Source organism: Brevundimonas sp. GW822-FHT03E11 (genome assembly GCF_058801445.1).
This window is the reverse complement of record NZ_JBXANG010000001.1, coordinates 191632-207938: the sequence shown is the minus strand read 5'-3', so window position 1 is coordinate 207938 and position 16307 is coordinate 191632. Positions and strand designations below refer to the sequence as shown.

At 69.0% G+C, this 16307-nt stretch carries 16 protein-coding genes and 1 tRNA gene; 13 read left to right on the top strand and 4 right to left on the bottom strand.

Annotated elements, in window-relative coordinates:
- Positions 1-36: 36 nt before the first annotated feature.
- Genes AC1RKE_RS01100 through AC1RKE_RS01050 form a run of 11 tightly spaced genes read left to right on the top strand, consistent with a single transcriptional unit; the run spans position 37 to position 10225 of the window.
- Positions 37-888, top strand: coding sequence for a type II secretion system protein N (locus AC1RKE_RS01100; RefSeq protein ID WP_395941958.1), 852 nt, complete (start codon positions 37-39; stop codon positions 886-888).
- A complete protein-coding gene (gspD, locus tag AC1RKE_RS01095; RefSeq protein ID WP_395941957.1) occupies positions 885-3038 on the top strand; it encodes a type II secretion system secretin GspD in 2154 nt (717 codons plus the stop codon). Before AC1RKE_RS01100 ends, gspD begins: the two co-directional genes overlap by 4 nt.
- Before the next feature lie 4 nt (positions 3039-3042).
- Positions 3043-4539: a type II secretion system ATPase GspE gene (gene gspE, locus AC1RKE_RS01090; RefSeq protein WP_348684876.1), complete on the top strand. Its 1497-nt coding sequence runs from the start codon at positions 3043-3045 to the stop codon at positions 4537-4539.
- A complete protein-coding gene (gene gspF / locus AC1RKE_RS01085; RefSeq protein ID WP_348684878.1) occupies positions 4539-5756 on the top strand; it encodes a type II secretion system inner membrane protein GspF in 1218 nt (405 codons plus the stop codon). The genes gspE and gspF overlap by 1 nt, the downstream gene beginning before the upstream one ends.
- A 13-nt stretch (positions 5757-5769) precedes the next feature.
- Positions 5770-6219, top strand: coding sequence for a type II secretion system major pseudopilin GspG (gspG, locus tag AC1RKE_RS01080; RefSeq protein WP_054766045.1), 450 nt, complete (start codon positions 5770-5772; stop codon positions 6217-6219).
- Positions 6188-6688, top strand: a complete 501-nt coding sequence (locus AC1RKE_RS01075) for a GspH/FimT family pseudopilin (protein ID WP_395941956.1) — start codon at positions 6188-6190, stop codon at positions 6686-6688. The genes gspG and AC1RKE_RS01075 overlap by 32 nt, the downstream gene beginning before the upstream one ends.
- On the top strand, positions 6681-7061 hold the full coding sequence (gene gspI / locus AC1RKE_RS01070) for a type II secretion system minor pseudopilin GspI (protein ID WP_191554109.1): 381 nt from the start codon (positions 6681-6683) through the stop codon (positions 7059-7061). Before AC1RKE_RS01075 ends, gspI begins: the two co-directional genes overlap by 8 nt.
- 5 nt (positions 7062-7066) lie before the next feature.
- Positions 7067-7666 (top strand): type II secretion system minor pseudopilin GspJ, encoded by a 600-nt coding sequence (gene gspJ / locus AC1RKE_RS01065; RefSeq protein WP_224764314.1) that lies wholly within the window; start codon positions 7067-7069, stop codon positions 7664-7666.
- A 26-nt stretch (positions 7667-7692) separates the two neighbouring features.
- Positions 7693-8649 (top strand): type II secretion system minor pseudopilin GspK, encoded by a 957-nt coding sequence (gspK, locus tag AC1RKE_RS01060; RefSeq protein ID WP_263596074.1) that lies wholly within the window; start codon positions 7693-7695, stop codon positions 8647-8649.
- On the top strand, positions 8646-9755 hold the full coding sequence (gene gspL / locus AC1RKE_RS01055; protein ID WP_348684299.1) for a type II secretion system protein GspL: 1110 nt from the start codon (positions 8646-8648) through the stop codon (positions 9753-9755). Before gspK ends, gspL begins: the two co-directional genes overlap by 4 nt.
- Entirely contained in the window at positions 9752-10225 is a 474-nt protein-coding gene (locus AC1RKE_RS01050) for a type II secretion system protein M (RefSeq protein ID WP_348684300.1), read from the top strand. The genes gspL and AC1RKE_RS01050 overlap by 4 nt, the downstream gene beginning before the upstream one ends.
- Before the next feature lie 26 nt (positions 10226-10251).
- On the opposite strand, the gene AC1RKE_RS01045 is transcribed toward AC1RKE_RS01050, so the two are convergent.
- From AC1RKE_RS01045 to AC1RKE_RS01035, 3 genes are all read right to left on the bottom strand, one after another.
- The gene (locus AC1RKE_RS01045) at positions 10252-11250 is read right to left on the bottom strand and encodes an SMP-30/gluconolactonase/LRE family protein (protein WP_348684301.1); all 999 of its coding nucleotides are present in this window, start codon (positions 11248-11250) and stop codon (positions 10252-10254) included.
- Between the two features lie 73 nt (positions 11251-11323).
- A tRNA-Thr gene (locus tag AC1RKE_RS01040) sits at positions 11324-11399 on the bottom strand.
- 71 nt (positions 11400-11470) lie between these two features.
- Positions 11471-11908, bottom strand: a complete 438-nt coding sequence (locus AC1RKE_RS01035; RefSeq protein WP_348684302.1) for an HIT family protein — start codon at positions 11906-11908, stop codon at positions 11471-11473.
- A 110-nt stretch (positions 11909-12018) separates the two neighbouring features.
- Between AC1RKE_RS01035 and AC1RKE_RS01030 the strand changes: the two genes are divergently transcribed.
- Complete coding sequence (locus AC1RKE_RS01030) at positions 12019-12375, top strand: phage holin family protein (protein WP_348684303.1); 357 nt, start codon at positions 12019-12021, stop codon at positions 12373-12375.
- A 21-nt stretch (positions 12376-12396) separates the two neighbouring features.
- Here AC1RKE_RS01030 and AC1RKE_RS01025 read toward each other — a convergent pair whose 3' ends face one another.
- Positions 12397-13485, bottom strand: a complete 1089-nt coding sequence (locus tag AC1RKE_RS01025; RefSeq protein WP_348684304.1) for an ABC transporter ATP-binding protein — start codon at positions 13483-13485, stop codon at positions 12397-12399.
- A 178-nt stretch (positions 13486-13663) separates the two neighbouring features.
- Here AC1RKE_RS01025 and AC1RKE_RS01020 point away from each other — a divergent pair, with 178 nt between their 5' ends.
- Positions 13664-16279 (top strand): TonB-dependent receptor domain-containing protein, encoded by a 2616-nt coding sequence (locus tag AC1RKE_RS01020; protein ID WP_395941954.1) that lies wholly within the window; start codon positions 13664-13666, stop codon positions 16277-16279.
- The last annotated feature ends 28 nt before the right edge of the window (positions 16280-16307 follow it).

Genomic DNA, 16307 nt, shown 5'->3' with positions numbered 1-16307 from the left:
TTCGCGGCCGTCGGGGGCCGGCACGGGCTTGGCGTCGTGATTGCTGACATCCGCAACCTCAGCCTCTCCGCCGCCCTGGACAGGGGGCGTCGTCTGCCGCTGCGCCGCCTCGTGGAACTCCTTCTGATCGCCCTGCTGCTGGTGCAGGCCGGCCGTCTGATCTGGCTGTTCGCCGCGCCCAGGCCCCAGGCTGAGGCGCCGGCCGCCGCCGCTGCGGCTAGGCCTGTCGACGTCAGCATACTGTCGCGGTTTGACGCCTTCTTCCGCACCGGAGGGCAGGGGGCCCTGGCCGGCGCCTCGGGCGCGGAGGCCAGTCAGATGCGTCTGTTCGGCGTCCGCGCGGGCGGCGTGGGCGGCGGCTCGGCCATCATAGGCCTGGCTGACGGGCGTCAGATTTCCGTCGGCGTCGGAGAGGAGGTCGAGCCCGGACTGGTGTTGCAGTCTGTCGCTCCCGACTTCGTGACCCTGGCGCGGGGCCAGTCCCTGACCCGGTTGGAGTTTACGGATGCGCCTGCCGGGGCCGCGTCGCCCCCGCCGCCGCCCTCGACCCCCCAGATCGTGACCCCGCCCGCCGCTTCCCCCGCCTCGAACGCGGCCGCAGCCGCAGTCGTCAATCCCCAACGCCTGATCGCTCAGGCCGCTTTGCGCCCAAGGCTGCAGGGGCTGGGCGTCAAAGGCCTGACCGTCTCGTCCGCCGGAGACGGGTCGGAGCTTCGCAGCGCGGGTCTTCAGGCGGGCGACGTCATTCTGTCGGTCAACGGCGTGGCCCTGAACAGCCCTCAAGCGGTCGGCGACCTGAGAAGTCAGCTGGCCGACGCTTCCTCTGCCGAAATCCAGTATGAGCGCGGGGGGCAGACCCGCACCACCACCATAAGGACGCGACCATGACCGTCTCTCTGCGCCACCGGCTGATGCGCTCCGGCGTCGGGGCGCTGGCCCTGGTTCTGGCTTTTCAGGCGCCGGTCGCGGCCTCGCCGGTCCTGGCCCAGGAGGCGCGCCAGACCCTGAACGTCCAGGGCGCCGACATTCGCGCCTTCATCCAGGACGTGGCCCGCACCACCGGCCGCACCTTCATCGTCGACCCGGCCGTGACCGGTACGGTGACGGTGACCAGTGAGCGCCCGCTGGGTCGGGCCCAACTGTTTGAAGTCTTTTTGTCCACCCTGCGGGCCAACGGCCTGGTGGTGACGCCGACCCAGTCAGGCGCCTATCGGATTAGTCCCGCCCAGGGCGCGGCCCAGGGACCGTCCACCGTCGGGGCCGAGCGGTTCTCGACCGAGGTCTTCCAACTGCGCAACATTGACGCGGCCTCGGCCGCCGAGACCATTCGGCCCCTGGTCGGGGCCCAGGGCCAGGTCCTGGCCAATCCCGGCGCCAACAGCGTGGTGGTGGCCGATTTCTCGGACAATCTGGCGCGCATCCGCTCGCTGATCGGCCGGATCGACGTGGATCGGTCCAGCTATGAGGTGGTCGCCCTGGAGAACGCCTCCGCGCGCGAGATCGCCGGGGTACTGCAACAGGTGATGGCCGCGCCCGGCGGCGGGCAGGGCATGGTCACGGTCACGCCGGTCGAAAGCTCCAACTCCATCGTCCTGCGCGGCGACGGCCAGGCCCTGGCGCGGGTGCGCGGCCTGATCCACGACCTGGACGGCCGGTCGAGGGCGAACCAGGATGTGAACGTCGTCTTCCTGGAACACGCCAACGCCGAACAGTTGCTGCCGGTGTTGCAACAGGTGGTGGGCCAGCCGGTCACGGCCTCGAGCAGCGCCAGTCAGGGCTTGCGCACGGCGCCGACCGGTTCGACCAGCGGCGCGTCCAGCGGCCTGTCGCGCGCTTCCGCCGGTCTGGGCGGCGCGGAGGCCGAGGGCGGCGCCATCGGCTCGTCCACCGTGACCGCCACCGGCCAGCGCGCCACCATCGCCCGTTTCCCCGGCGCCAACGCCCTGGTGATTTCCGGTCCGGCCGACATGCAGCGCACCCTGGCCGACGTCATCCGTCGTCTGGACGTGCGCCGCCAGCAGGTGCTGATCGAGGCCATTGTGGTCGAGCTGAGCGACAACGCCGTGCGCGAACTGGGCGTCCAGTGGCTGTACGGCGGGGAGAACGGCGTCGGCCTGACCAACTATACTGACAACGCCACCCCGTTGGTGAAAATGGCCGGCGGCGCCTATGCGGGGCAGCTGGACGAGGACGATCCTCTGCGCGAACAGCTGCAGACCCTGGCCCTGAACAGTCTGGTGGGCGCCAACGGCTTCGTCGGCGGCGGCGGGTTCGAGGTCGGAGACGGCCTGTTCGGCTTCATCATCAATGCGGCCAAGACCGACAAGGGCTCCAACCTGCTCCAGACGCCGTCGATCATGACGCTGGACAACGAAGAAGCCACCTTCCTGGTCGGGCAGGAGGTGCCGATCACCACGGGCCAGACCCTGCTGGACGGAAACTCCAACCCCTTCACCACCACCGACCGCAAGGACATCGGGGTGCGGCTGACGGTGCGGCCCCAGATCAACGCCGGGGGCTCCATCACCCTGACGCTGCGTCAGGAGGTGTCGGCCATCAACGGCGGTCTGACCAGCAGCACGACGGATTTGGTGTTCGACAAGCGCGAGCTGCAGACGACCCTTGTCGTCGACGACGGCGACATTGCGGTGGCCGGGGGGCTGCTGGACCAGAACGACATCATTCAGGCGGACAAGATCCCCGGCCTGGGCGACCTGCCCGGCGTCGGCGCCCTGTTCCGCTCGAACAGCCGTCAGCGCGGGCGGACCAATCTGATGGTCTTCCTGCGCCCCACCATCATCCGCACCCGTGAAGAGGCCCAAGGCCTGGCTGCCGACCGTTGGGGCTATATCCGCGACCAGCAGCAGGCGGTTCAGCCGGATCGCGAGCCCAGCCTGGACGCTCTGGTGCGGGACTATATGCGGACCCAGGCTCCGGCCGCCCCGGCGACGGGCGAGCCGATGGTGATCGCGCCCACCGGCGTGACCGCGCCTGTGGCCCCGGTCGAGGCCGCGCCCCTGCCGTCGGCGGGACACTGACGCCATGATCACCTTGGTCGGCCCAAGCCTGCCCTACGGCTTCGCCAAACGGCACGGCGTCCTGCTGCTGGACGCCGGCGATGTGGCGCGGGTGGGTCTGCGCGAGGGCGCCGACCCCAAGGGACTGATCGAGGCGCGGCGGGTGCTGGGTCGGCCGCTGGCGGTGGAGCCCCTCAGCCAGGCCGCCTTCGACCGGCAGCTGTCCGAGATCTATGCGGGCGATCATCTGGCGGCGGCGGACGGCGAGGATCTGGACATGCCGGCCGGGCTGGACAGTCTGATCGACGACATCCCGGCGGCGGCCGACCTGCTGGATACGGCCGACGACGCCCCGGTGATCCGGCTGATCAACGGGATCATCGCCGAGGCGGTGCGGACCGGCGCCTCGGACATCCACCTGGAGACCTATGAGAGCGCGCTTCTGGTGCGGATGCGGATCGACGGTGTGCTGCGCGAGGCCCTGAGCCTGAACCCGCGCATCGCGCCGCTTCTGGTGTCGCGGATCAAGGTCATGGCCCGCCTGGACATCGCCGAGAAGCGGGTGCCCCAGGACGGGCGCATCCCCCTGGCTCTGGGCGGCAAGACGTTGGACGTGCGGGTCTCGACCCTGCCGTCGCGCGGCGGCGAGCGGGTGGTTATGCGGATCCTGGACAAGGATCAGGCGGGTCTTACCCTGGACCGCCTGGGCATGGCGCCCGACGCCCTGGCCGCCTTCCGCGCGGCCCTGGCCGAGCCGAACGGAATCATCCTGGTCACCGGGCCGACGGGTTCGGGCAAAACCACCAGCCTGTATGCGGGCCTGGCCCTGTTGAACGACCAGACGCGCAACATACTGACGGTCGAAGACCCGGTCGAATACGCCATCGACGGTGTCGGCCAGACCCAGGTCAACACCAAGGTCGGCATGACCTTCGCTGCGGGCCTGCGGGCCATTCTGCGCCAGGACCCGGACGTGGTCATGGTGGGCGAAATCCGCGACGTCGAAACCGCCGCCATCGCTGTCCAGGCCGCCCTGACCGGCCATCTGGTCCTGTCCACCGTCCACACCAACGACGCGGCGGGGGCGGTGACGCGTCTGCGCGACATGGGGGTGGAGCCCTTCCTCCTGGCCTCGACCCTGCGGTTGATCGTGGCCCAGCGACTGGTGCGACGCCTGTGCGACCATTGCCGCACGCCCGAGGTCGCCGACAAGAAGACCGCCAAGCTGATCGGCGCCAAGGCCGGGGTCACGGTTTGGCGCCCGCAGGGGTGCAGCCACTGCGGCGGCTCCGGCTATATCGGTCGGATCGGCCTTTATGAGGTGATGAAGGTCGGCAACCGCCTGCGTCGCCTGATCGCCGCTGAGGCGGACGAGGACGCTCTGGTCGCCGCCGCCTTCGATGGGGCGGGAACCCTGGGGCATCGGGCGCGGGCCCTGGTGCTTGAGGGTGTCACCTCGGTCGAGGAGGCGGTGCGCGTGGCTCGCCAGGAAACGGCGGCCGACCCGGCGGAGGCGGCCTGATGGCGGGCTTCGACTATGTCGCCGTCGATGCGGTCGGCCGGACCGTGTCCGGCGCCCTGACCGCTGCGGACGAGACGGCGGCGAGGGGACAGTTGAGCCGTCGCGGCTTGATGGCGTTGGAACTCACGCCGGCTCGTGTCGGGTCGCGGGGCGAACGGCCCCTACAGGGCGGCGCCGGCGTCCGTCTGGGGGCGAAGACCTTGGCCCTGACGACCCGGCAGCTGGCGACGCTGATTTCCGTCTCTCCGGTCGAGGAGGCGCTTCGGACGTTGGCCCTCCAGGCGGATCGGCCGGCCGTGCGTCGCGTGCTGGAAGGCGTTCATGCCGGGGTGATGGAGGGGCGGCGGTTGTCCGACGCCATGTCGGTGCAGGGCCGCGCCTTTCCGCCGCTCTACCGGGCCATGGTCTCGGCCGGCGAACAGTCCGGCGCGCTGCAACCCATTCTGGAACGGTTGGCCGACGGGCTGGAGCGGGACCAGCAGGTGCGGGGCAAGGTGATCACGGCGATCGTCTATCCCGCCGTCTTGGCGGTGGTAGCGTTGGGCGTCATCGCGGTGCTGATGACCTTTGTCGTGCCCAAGGTGGTCGATCAGTTCGAAAGCATGAACCAGACCCTGCCGCTGTTGACCCGGATGGTGATCGGCCTGTCGACGCTGATGCGGCACTGGGGCTGGCTGCTGATCCTGATCCTGGCGGCCCTGATCGGCGGGGGCGTGGCCGCGCGGCGCCATCCTGCAACCCGTCTGCGCATGGATGAGGCGATGTTGAGATTGCCGGTCGTCGGCCGGCTGACGCGCGACCTGCACGGCGCGCGCATGGCGCGGACCCTGTCGACCATGATCCAGGCCGGCCTGCCCGTGCTGGAGGGGCTGACGATCACCGCCCGCACGGTGTCGAACCGGGGCCTGAGACGCGCGACAGAGACCATGGCCGAGGCCGTGCGCGAGGGCGGGGGCCTGTCGGCCGCTATGCGCCGCGCCGGCGTCTTCCCGCCGCTGCTGGTCTATATGACCGCTTCGGGCGAGAGCAGCGGCCGGCTGGAGCCCATGCTGGAGCGCGCCGCCGACTATCTGGAGCGAGAGTTCGCCACCTTCACCGCCGTGATGCTGAGCCTGCTGGAGCCGGCCATCATCGTCGTCATGGGCGGGGTAGTGGCCCTGATCGTCCTGTCGATCCTGCTGCCCATTCTTCAGATCAACACCCTGGCGATGGGGTGAGGAGCGTTTAGTGATGACTTCAGAAAATCAGAACAAGCGGCGGAAACGTCAAGGTTTCACCCTGGTCGAGCTGATGGTGGTCATCGTCATCATCGGCCTGTTGGCGACGGTCGTGGCCATCAATGTCCTGCCCAGCCAGGACCGGGCCATGGTGGCCAAGGCCAAGGCGGACATCGCGGTTCTGGAACAGGCGATCGAGACCTATCGCCTCGACAATCTGAACTTCCCCACCGATCAGCAGGGGCTGCAAGCGCTGGTGTCGGCGCCGGCCGGCCTGGCCCAGCCGGAACGCTATCGCCAGGGCGGCTATGTGCGTCGTCTGCCCGAAGATCCTTGGGGCAATCCCTATCGCTACCGCCGCCAGAGCACGCACGGCCAGCCGTTCGACGTCTTCTCCCTGGGGGCGGACGGGAAGGAAGGGGGCGAGGGCAATGATGCGGACCTCGGCAACTGGCAGGGCTGACCGAGCTCAAGCAGCGCGCCGCCGCGCGGCGAGCGGTAGCGCCAAAAGAAAATCCGGCTTCACCCTGGTCGAGCTGATGGTCACGATCGCGGTGATCGGGCTGGCGGCTGGGGCGGTGGTGCTCTCCATGCCCGATCCTCGACCGGCCGTCGGGGTGGAGGCCGAGCAGTTCGCCGCTCGGCTGGCGCGCGCCCGAGAAGAGGCGATCATGACCAACCGTCCGGTGGCGGTCGAGGCGGACGGCTCCGGCTATCGGTTCGCGCAGTTCGACGGGGCGACCTGGACGCCGCTGACCGGCGTCTTCACGCCTCGAACCTGGGCGGAGGGCGTCGCGGCGTCCGCCGGTCCTGTTCGCATCGTCTTCGATCCCACGGGAATCGCCGATCCGGCGCAGGTTCGGCTGAGCCGCGACGAGCAGGTCCGCACCATCTCGATCGACGGCGCGGGCGAGGTGTCGATCAATGGTTGAGGCCGTCCGATCGTCAGCGGCGGGCCGCGCCGGCTTCACCCTGATCGAAATGCTGGTGGCTCTGGCGGTCTTCGCCCTGGCGGCGATGGCCCTGCTGAACCTGTCGGGAGAAGCCACGCGCTCTGCGGTCCGGCTGGAAGCCCGCACCCTGGGCGGGGTCGTCGCCGAAAACGTGGCGGCACAGGCCATGCTGGCGTCCAGCCTGCCGACCGGTGAAACCTCAGGCCAGGTCGAGCTGGCGGGCCGCGTCTGGCGCTGGCGGCGGGTGGTGACGGGAACCGAGGTTCCCGGCCTGGGCCGGATCGACGTTCGCGTCTTCACCGACGAAGGCCAGGTCGCCGACCGGGTCCTGTTCCGCGCGGCTGCGGCATGAGGCGCGTGGGCCACAGGCTTGGGAGGCGCGGCGGCTTCACCCTGGTGGAGGTGCTGGTCGCCTTGGCGATCTTCGCCCTCCTGGCCGGTGCGGGCGCCCTGGTGCTGAGCCAGACGATCGACACCCGGTTCGCTCTGCGCGCCGAGACCGACCGGATCGGCGATCTTCAGCGCATGCACGCCCTGTTGAAGGCCGACCTGGCCCAGGCTGCGCCGCGCCGCGTTCGCGCCCCGACCGGGCGGCCTCTGCCGCGCGCCCTGATGGGGCAGGAGCAGCCCGGCGATCCGATCCTGACCCTGGTTCGGAACGGCTGGTCCAATCCCGGCCAGGCCCCGCGGGCGTCGTTGCAGCGGGTCGAATATCGGGTGGTGGAGGGGCGTCTGGAGCGCCGGGTCTTCCCCTATCTGGACGGCGCGCGCCCGGGACCGCCTCAAGTCCTCTGTCGCGGGGTCAAGGACGCCGCCGTGACCTTTATTCAGGATGGGTCGGAAGCCCAGGCCTTCATCACCTCCAGCGACCGACCGCTGCCCGATGCGGTTCGTATCGTCATGACCCTGGACGGGGTGGGACGGCTGGAGCAGCTTTTTCTGGTCGCATCGGCATGAGGCGGGGGCGGACGTCGCGCGAAGGGATGGCCCTGCTGACCGTCCTGCTGCTGGTGGCCGTCATGGCCGCCGTGGCGGTCGTCCTGTTGGACGACGTGCGCTTTTCCGTGCGTCGCACCACCAACGCCGACGTCCAGGCCCAGGCCCAGTGGTACGCCGCCGGGGCCGAGAGCCTGGCCCGTCGCCAGATCGCCGACCTGATCAAGGCCGATCCGCTGCGCACCCCTCTGGAGCCGCGCTGGAACGGCCGGGTGCTGAACTTCCCGATCGAAGAGGGGGCGATCCGCGCCGTCGTCACCGACGGTCAGGCCTGTTTCAACCTGAACTCGCTGGTCTATGGCCAGAGGGAAGATCTGTTCGCCCGGCCCGAGGGCGCGGCCCAGTTCATCGCCCTGGGGGCCGCCCTGGGCGTGTCGCGCGCCCGGATGGCCGCCGCCGCCGCCGCCCTGACCGACTGGATGGACGCCGATGCGGAGGCCGCGCCGGGCGGGGCCGAGGACGCGCGTTACGCCGGCCTCGCCACGCCCTACCGGACCGGCGGAATCATGCTGGCCGACGTCAGCGAGATGCGGGCGGTCGCCCACATCGACGCCGGTCTCTATGATCGGCTTCGACCCTATGTCTGCGCCCTGCCGACGGCCCAACCGGCCAAGTTGAACGTCAACACCTTGACGCCGGATCAGGCGCCGCTTCTGACCATGCTGACCGGGGGCGCGGTCGGGGTTCAGGGCGCGCGGGCCGCCATCGCCGCCCGACCGCGCCAGGGCTGGGCCTCTACGGACGCCTTCTGGGGGCAGCCGGCCCTGCAAACCTATTCGCCGGATGATCAGACCCGTGAGCAGGTGACGCTGGTCACGCGCTATTTCGATCTGACGGTCGACGTCGACTATGCGGGCGGTCGCGCCGTCCGAACCGCCTTGATCCACGCCGCGCCCGACGGCGCGGTGCGCACCGTCATTCGCCGCTGGACCCCTGAAGAATGAGCCAGACCCGTATCGTCATCATCCCGCCGGCCGCCTCCATGCCCGCGCCCTTCCTGACCTTCGACGAAGGCGGGCGGGTGTTGCAGCGCGGGTCGCTGTTGCTCGAAGACCCCCAGACGACGCCCGATGTCCGCACCGTCGCCGTGGCGCCGGGCGCTGATGTTCTGGTGCGCTGGCTGGATCTGCCGGTCGGCGGCGCGGCTCAGGTGCGGGCCGCTGCGCGCTGGGCCTTGAAGGACGAACTGGCCGGCGATCCCGAAAGAACGGTCGTGGCCGTGGCGCCGGCGGCGCGCGGCGAAGAGACCGCCCCACGACTGGTCGCCGCCGTCAGCGCGGGTCTATTGGAAGCCTGGATCGACTATCTGGCCGCCCTTGGGGTTCGGCCGGTCGCGGTCACGCCCGACTGTCTTCTTGCGCCGCCGCCGTCGGGCGATGAACTGGTCGCCGCCGCCTTCGGCGGGGATACGGCCCTGCGGGGTGAAGGCTTTGCGGCCACAGTGCAGTCCGATCTGGTGGCCCTGATCGCCGGCGATCGCCGCCTGGTGCGGATCGAGGACGCCGAGACCCTGGAGCGCTGGCTGGCCGCCGCCGCCGTCGCGCCGGCCGTCGATCTGCTGTCGGGCCAGGAACGCAAGCGCGAACCGGGCCGGGGCGACTGGCGTCTGGCGGCGGCCTTGGCGGCGGCCCTGCTGGTCTCGCCCCTGATCCTGACCGCAGCGGGCGGCTTGCGCGATCAGGCCGCAGCGCGGGACGCCGAACGCCAGACCCTGGCCTTGATCGAGGCCCGGCTGCCGGAGGCGGCCGGCGCCCCCGATCCCGTTCAGGAGGCGCGTCGGTTGATCGACGTCGCGCCGCCGCCGGGCGGGCTGGCGGCGGTCTCCGCGGCCTTGTTCGCGGCAGTCGAACAGGTGGAGGGGGCCGAACTGGACAGTCTCAGCGCCGGGCCCGGCAAGGGGGTGCGGGCGACGCTCAGCTATCCCGCCTTTTCGGATCTGGACGCGATCCGCGCGACCCTGACCGCCTCTGGGCTGTCAATGACGGACCAGTCCACGGTCGAGGACGGCGGTCGGGTGGTCAGCGAAGTGATCATTGGAGGGATGCAATGAACGGCCTGATCGCTCAAGCCGCCGCCTGGTGGGACGGCCGCACCTTGCGCGAACGGCGCATGCTGACCGTGATGGGCGTGGCGATCGCCGCAGTCCTGGCCTGGTTGCTGATCGTTCGGCCGCTGGCGAGTTGGCGCGATGAGGCCGCGCGGACGCGCGCGACGGCCGAGGCCGAACTGACGGCCATCGAGCGCGGGACGGGGAGCCTGGCCGTCGGCGAGGCGAAGGCAGGAGAGGTCGACGTCTCCGCCGCCGTCGCCGAGGTCGAGGCGGCGACCGGTCTGACGCCCCAGATGGGGATGTCGGCCGAGGGGGGGCTGGGGTTCAGCCTGACCAATGTCTCGACCACCGCCGCCTTCGGCTGGCTGGCGGCCCTGCATGACCGCAAGGTCGAGGCGACGACCCTGAATGTGGTCGAGAACGCCGACGCCACGATCAGCCTGGAGGGGACGCTGACCGCCGCGCCTTGAATCCGCCGCGTCGTTAACCCGCCTCGTCAGCCCCGCGTCAGGGTCTCAAGCCGCAGCAGTCGGTCGCCGGCGGTGATGAACAGGGTGCGGCCGTCTTCGCCGAAGGTGCAGTTTGCCGCCGCGCCCGCCGTGTCGATCAGACCCAGGCTGCGGCCGTCCGGCGTCAGCACATGGACGCCGCCCGGACCGGTGGCGAACAGGCGTCCGTCCCGATCGACCGCCATCCCGTCCGGCAGGCCCGGCGCCGAAGGGCCGGCCAGGGCGGCGAAATCCTTGAACACCCGGCTGCCCGTGATCCCGCCCGCGCCGTCCAGCTCATAGGCCATCAGGACCGGTCGCGCCGGATCGGAGACCGAGACATAGAGGGTGCGCTGATCCGGGGATAGGGCGAGGCCGTTGGGGAAGGTCAGATCATCGATCAGACGATGCACGCCGCCGTCGGGATCGAGGCGATAAACGCCGTTCTCCGCCATCTCCTTCAGCGGCGAACGGTCCATGTCCTTGAGGCCATAGGGCGGGTCGGTGAAGAAGATCGCGCCGTTCGACGCCTGGACCAGATCATTGGGCGAGTTGAACCGCGCGCTGCGGTAATGGGTCGCCAGCAAGGTCTTGACCCGGGTCGCCAAATCCACGCGGGCGATCGCCCGATTGCCGTGATCCGCCATCAAAATCGTCCCCGCCGGGCCGACGATCAGGCCGTTCGACCCCGGCTCGCGGAAGACCGACGGATCGGGCCCGTCATAGCCGGACGGCGCCATGAAGACCGAGAGACCTTCCATCCGCGACCAACGATGGATGCGGTTCTCCGGCACGTCGCTGAAGAGCAGATAGTCCCCGTCGGCAATCCAGACCGGGCCTTCGGACCAGGTGAAGCCCGACGCCAGACGCTCGAGCCGCGCATCCGGAGCGACCACCCCGTCTAAGGCCGGGTCCATACGGCGGACACCGCCCGCTGTCACGGCGAGGGAGGAGCAGCCCGCAGCGGCGAGACCGCCGACGAGCACCAGACGACGAGAAGCAGGCAAGACGCACTCCTGAAAAGAGCGGACACTGTAGCGATCCTCAGGTCCAAGGCCATCCGTCTTCAAAGAAGGGGAATGGTGCCGGTTGCAGGAATCGAACCCGCGACATCCAGTTTACAAAACTGGCGCTCTACCAACTGAGCTAAACCGGCCGCGTCCGTATGACGGAACTGCGCGCCTTATGCGGACGGATCGCGCCGGACGCAAGACGCCTCGCGCGGCCTCAGTCCAGGGCGGCGGCGATCCTGTCCGCGAGAGGCTGAAGCGTCGCCGCATCGGCCATGGGGGCGTGACCGTGCCCCTTCATCGGTCGGTCCGCCCAGCGCGGGATGATGTGGAAATGCAGATGGAAGACCGTCTGGCCGCCGGCGTCGCCGTTGAACTGCATGATCGACAGGCCGTCTGGCGACAGCGCCCTTTCAACCGCGCGCGCCGTGCGTTGAAGCGCCGCCGTCATATGGGCCAAAACGTCGGGCTCGACCTCCAGCAGGTTCCGCGCCTGGGACTGTTTGGCGATGATCAGGACGTGGCCCTCCGACTGAGGAAAGACGTCCATGAAGGCCAGGACATGGTCGTCCTCCCAGACCTTCACCGAGGGCAGTTCGCCGCGAAGGATTTTTGCGAAGACATTGTCGGGGTCATAGGCGCCGTGAAGGCTCATCTGCAGTCTCCGTCTCGGGTCGTTTCGCGAATCTAGCAGGCGCGACGGATCGAGGGGAGCCTTTTGCCGGGATCGCGCGTTATGGTGACGCTTCCAGCCCTGAGGACATCATGATCCGCTTCATCATTCAGGCCGTCGTCACCATGATCGGCCTTTGGCTGTCGGCCCAGGTGGTGCCCGGCGTCGCCTTCACCAACACCGGCTCTTTGATCGCGGCCGCCCTGATTCTGGGCCTGGTCAATGCGGTGGTGCGGCCCTTCATGGTGATTGTGACCTTCCCGATCACCATCGTGACCCTGGGGCTGTTTCTGCTGGTGGTGAACGCCGCCATGATCGGCCTGACCGCCATGTTCCTGGGCGGTTTCGCCGTGAACGGCCTGTGGGCGGGGATCGGCGCCGCCATCGTGACGGGCGTGGTGAGCTGGATCGCCGGCGCCTTCATCGGCGACGAGGAAAAGCGCGGCTGACGCCGCGCGGTCCAGCCTCGGTCACAGGCGGGGGAAGGCGCAACCCTCTGCGTCGAACAGATGGACGTCTGCGGGCGCCGCCGACAGGCTGACGGTTTCGCCGACCGTCAGACGGCGCTCGCCGGGCGTCTGGACCGTCAGGGTCTCGTCAGAGGCGGGATGTTTCAGATGGGCCATGGTGACTGCGCCCAGGGTTTCGACGAACAGGACCTGGGCCGACAGGCTGTCGCGACCGCCGTTCAGGACGATATGTTCGGGCCGTATCCCCAGGGTGACGGCGGCGCCCGGCTGGGCGGTCGAGGCGTCCACCGCCGCCCGCACCCTTTCGCCTCCAGCCGTCTTGACGACCGAGCCTTCTCGCGAAGCCTCGACGATCTCGGCCTTCAGAAGGTTCATCTTCGGGCTGCCGATGAATCCGGCGACGAACAGATTGGCCGGATGCTGATAAAGCGCCATCGGCGCCCCGACCTGTTCGATCCGCCCCCCGTTCAAGACCACGATGCGGTCCGCCAGGGTCATGGCCTCGACCTGATCATGGGTGACGTAGATCATGGTCGTCTTAAGCTCGCCGTGCAGCCGCGCGAACTCGTAGCGCATCCGCACCCGTAGTGCGGCGTCCAGGTTGGACAGAGGCTCGTCGAACAGAAACACCTGGGGCTCGCGCACGATGGCGCGGCCGATGGCGACGCGCTGCCGTTGGCCGCCGGACATGGCCTTGGGTTTGCGATCCAGATAGTCGGTAATGCTCAGGGCCTCGGCCGCCGCGCGCACGCGCCGATCGATCTCGCCCTTGTCCGTCTTGGCCAGTTTCAGTCCGAAGGCCATGTTTTCATAGGCCGTCATGTGCGGATAAAGGGCGTAGGACTGAAAGACCATGGCCACGCCGCGATCCGAGGGCGACAGGGCGTTGACCCGGCGCCCGCCGATCCAGACGTCCCCCGTCGTCGCCTCTTCCAGGCCGGCGATGGTGCGAAGCAGGGTGGATTTGCCGCAGCCGGACGGGCCGACGAAGACGACGAATTCGCCGTCCGCGATCTCCAGATCGACGCCCTTCAGCACCTCTACGGCGCCGAACGCCTTCTTCACGTCGATCAGACGGACGTCCGCCATGCTTCTTCCCTAGGTCGCTGCGTTTTGGCCCACCGTAACCGGTTACATGGCGGGATCAATGGGCGAGGTTCGCTTCGGCCAACGCAGTGGGGCAAATCTGCAAAATTGCAAAATTGAGTCTTCACAAGCAGCGAAGTGTCGGTAAAAGCCCCGGCTTGGACCACGGGGGAAGACCGATATGACGAAGCGCAGACTCTGGATGGCGACCGCCGCCGGCTGGGCCGTCGCCGTCGCGGGCGCGGCCCAGGCGCAGCAGCCCGCTCAGGTGCAAGAGGTCGTGGTGACGGGATCGCGTCTGGCCGGGGGAGATCGGGTTGCGTCGGTGGAAACCGTGAACCGCACGGTGATCGCCGCCGCAGGAGTAGGCGATGCGGGTCAGCTCACCCGGCTCGTGACGGCCAATTCGGGTTCTGAGGCGCAGGTCGATCAGCTGAATCAGCCGCAAAGCTCGGGCACGGCGCAGTTCAATCTGCGAAACCTCGGCCTGGGTTCGACCCTGGTCCTGGTGGACGGCCAGCGTTGGACCTCCAGCGCCGTGGTCGCCACCGACGGTTCGGCCTTCGTGGACATCAACGCCCTCGTCCCCCTGATCGCCCTGGAGCGGATCGAAGTGGTCAAGGACGGCGCCTCGGCCGTCTATGGATCGGACGCGGTCGCCGGGGTCGTCAACTTCATCACCCGCACCGCGGTCGATCATCCGGAATTAAGCGCCCGTTACGCCTTCGCCGACGGATCGGACGAAACCCTGGTCCAGGGGCTCGGGGGCTGGACGCTGCTGGGCGGCGATCTGACGGTCGCGGCGTCCCGCTTCCACCGTTCGGCCCTGAGCACGGATGAAAGGGATTTCGCCCAGGCGCAGACCTATGGCCGGGCCGCCTGGACCGCCGTGACCAGCTACGGCCAGCCCGGCTCCTATTACCGGCCCAGCCGCCGCGCCTATTCGCCCGATCCGAGCTGCGGCGACCCTGCCTTCCAGTCCGCCTATCTCAACTCAGCGACCGACGCCTTCTGCCGACTGGACTATTCGGACTTTTTCGACCTGGCGCCGGAAGAGACGCGGACCCAGGTTTTCGCCGATTATCGACGCCCCGTGGGGGACATGCGCCTGTCCTTGCAGGCGGCGGGCTCGGCCACCTCGACCACGGCGCGCCAGACGCCGTCCCTGCCCATTCTGGCGCGGTCCCTGAGCGTCTCCGCGTCCCATCCCGACAATCCGTTCGGAGAAGACGTCCTGTTTCGCGGTCGGCTTCTCGGCGCCGAGGCCGGGGCGGCGAAGGCTCAGTTCGACTATCGCACCTGGCGGGTCGCCGCGGAGCTGGACGGCGATTTCTCCGGCGGCTGGCGCTGGAGTCTGGCCGCCACGGCCAGCCGCCAGCACGTCGCCTATGACAAGCCGGACGTGATCGGCAGCGCCCTGCAAAACGCCCTGAACGGCCTGGGCGGTCCGGGGTGCGACCCGGCGACTGGGACGCCCGGCGTCGGCGCCTGCCGATATTTCAACCCGTTCGGAAGCGCCTATCTGGGGACCGGCGCGCCCAACAGCGCCGCCCTGATCGACAGTCTGATCGGCTCTGCGGGTCTGCGCGGCGCCGCCAGCCTGACGACCGCCGACGCCTCGACCTCGGGTCAGGCCCTGGGCTGGGACGGCGGCTCTGTCGATCTCGCCATGGGGCTTCAGTATCGCCGCAGCGCTTTCCGCCACGACTGGAACGACCTCGTCAACCGCGGCGACCTGCTGACGGCCGGCTATTCGCCCGACTTCGACGGCGACCAGCAGGCTTTGGCCGCCTATGCCGAGGCGCGTCTGCATCTGGGAGACCAGATCGAGGCCCAACTGGCCGGCCGCTATGAAGCCTATGACGGGGAAGGCCGGTTCAATCCCAAGGCGGCCGTTCGCTGGGAGGTGGTGGACGCCCTCGCCCTGAGGGCGTCCTGGGGCCAGGGCTATCGGGCGCCCTCGGTCTACGCCCAGTCCGGCGCTCAGGCGGCACAGCCTTCGGTGCTGGATCGCGGCGCCTTCGTCTTCGTCAACACCCTGACTTCCGGCGATCCGGAGCTGAAGCCTGAGAAGTCGGAAAGCCTGACCTTTGGCGCGCAGTGGCGTCCGCTGGACGGGCTGGAGCTGTCCCTCGACGCCTGGCGGTTCGACTATAGAGATCAGGTGGTCAAGGAATCGGCCCAGGCTGTGATCAACCAGGCGGCGGCCGATGATTTGGCGGGACGGACGGGTACGGACGCCCAGTCGCGTCTGACCCGGTCCGCGAGCGGGGCCCTGACCTTCGTTCAGCTCTATTTCATCAACGCCTCGTCGATCGAAACCCAGGGGGTGGATCTGTCGGCCCGCTACGGCCGCGATCTTTGGGGCGGACGGGCGTCGGCGGCGGCGGACTGGACCTATGTCGATCGCTACGACATCCGCCTGAATGCGAGCGCCGACGCCGTGTCCGGCGTGGGGTCCACCAATCTGAACAACATCGGTCGATCCTTGCCGCGCAATCGGGGAGAGTTGGTTCTGGACTGGCGCGACGGAAGGCAGGCTTTGACCGGCCTTGTTCATTATACGGCGGGCTACGCCAACGACCGCAGCGGGATCACCGACGCCTCGATCGCCAGCCAAACGACCATCGACCTGCTTTACACCCGCTCCGTCGGGACCGACATCGACCTGACGTTGGGCGCGGTCAATATCGCCGACAAGGCCCCGCCTCTGGCCCAGTTCGCCTTCGGATACGACCCCGTCGTGGCCGACCCACGTGGTCGGGTGATCAGTCTGGGCTTTACCAAGCGCTTCTGACTGCTTCCGACCCATCTGGCGCGGCCTT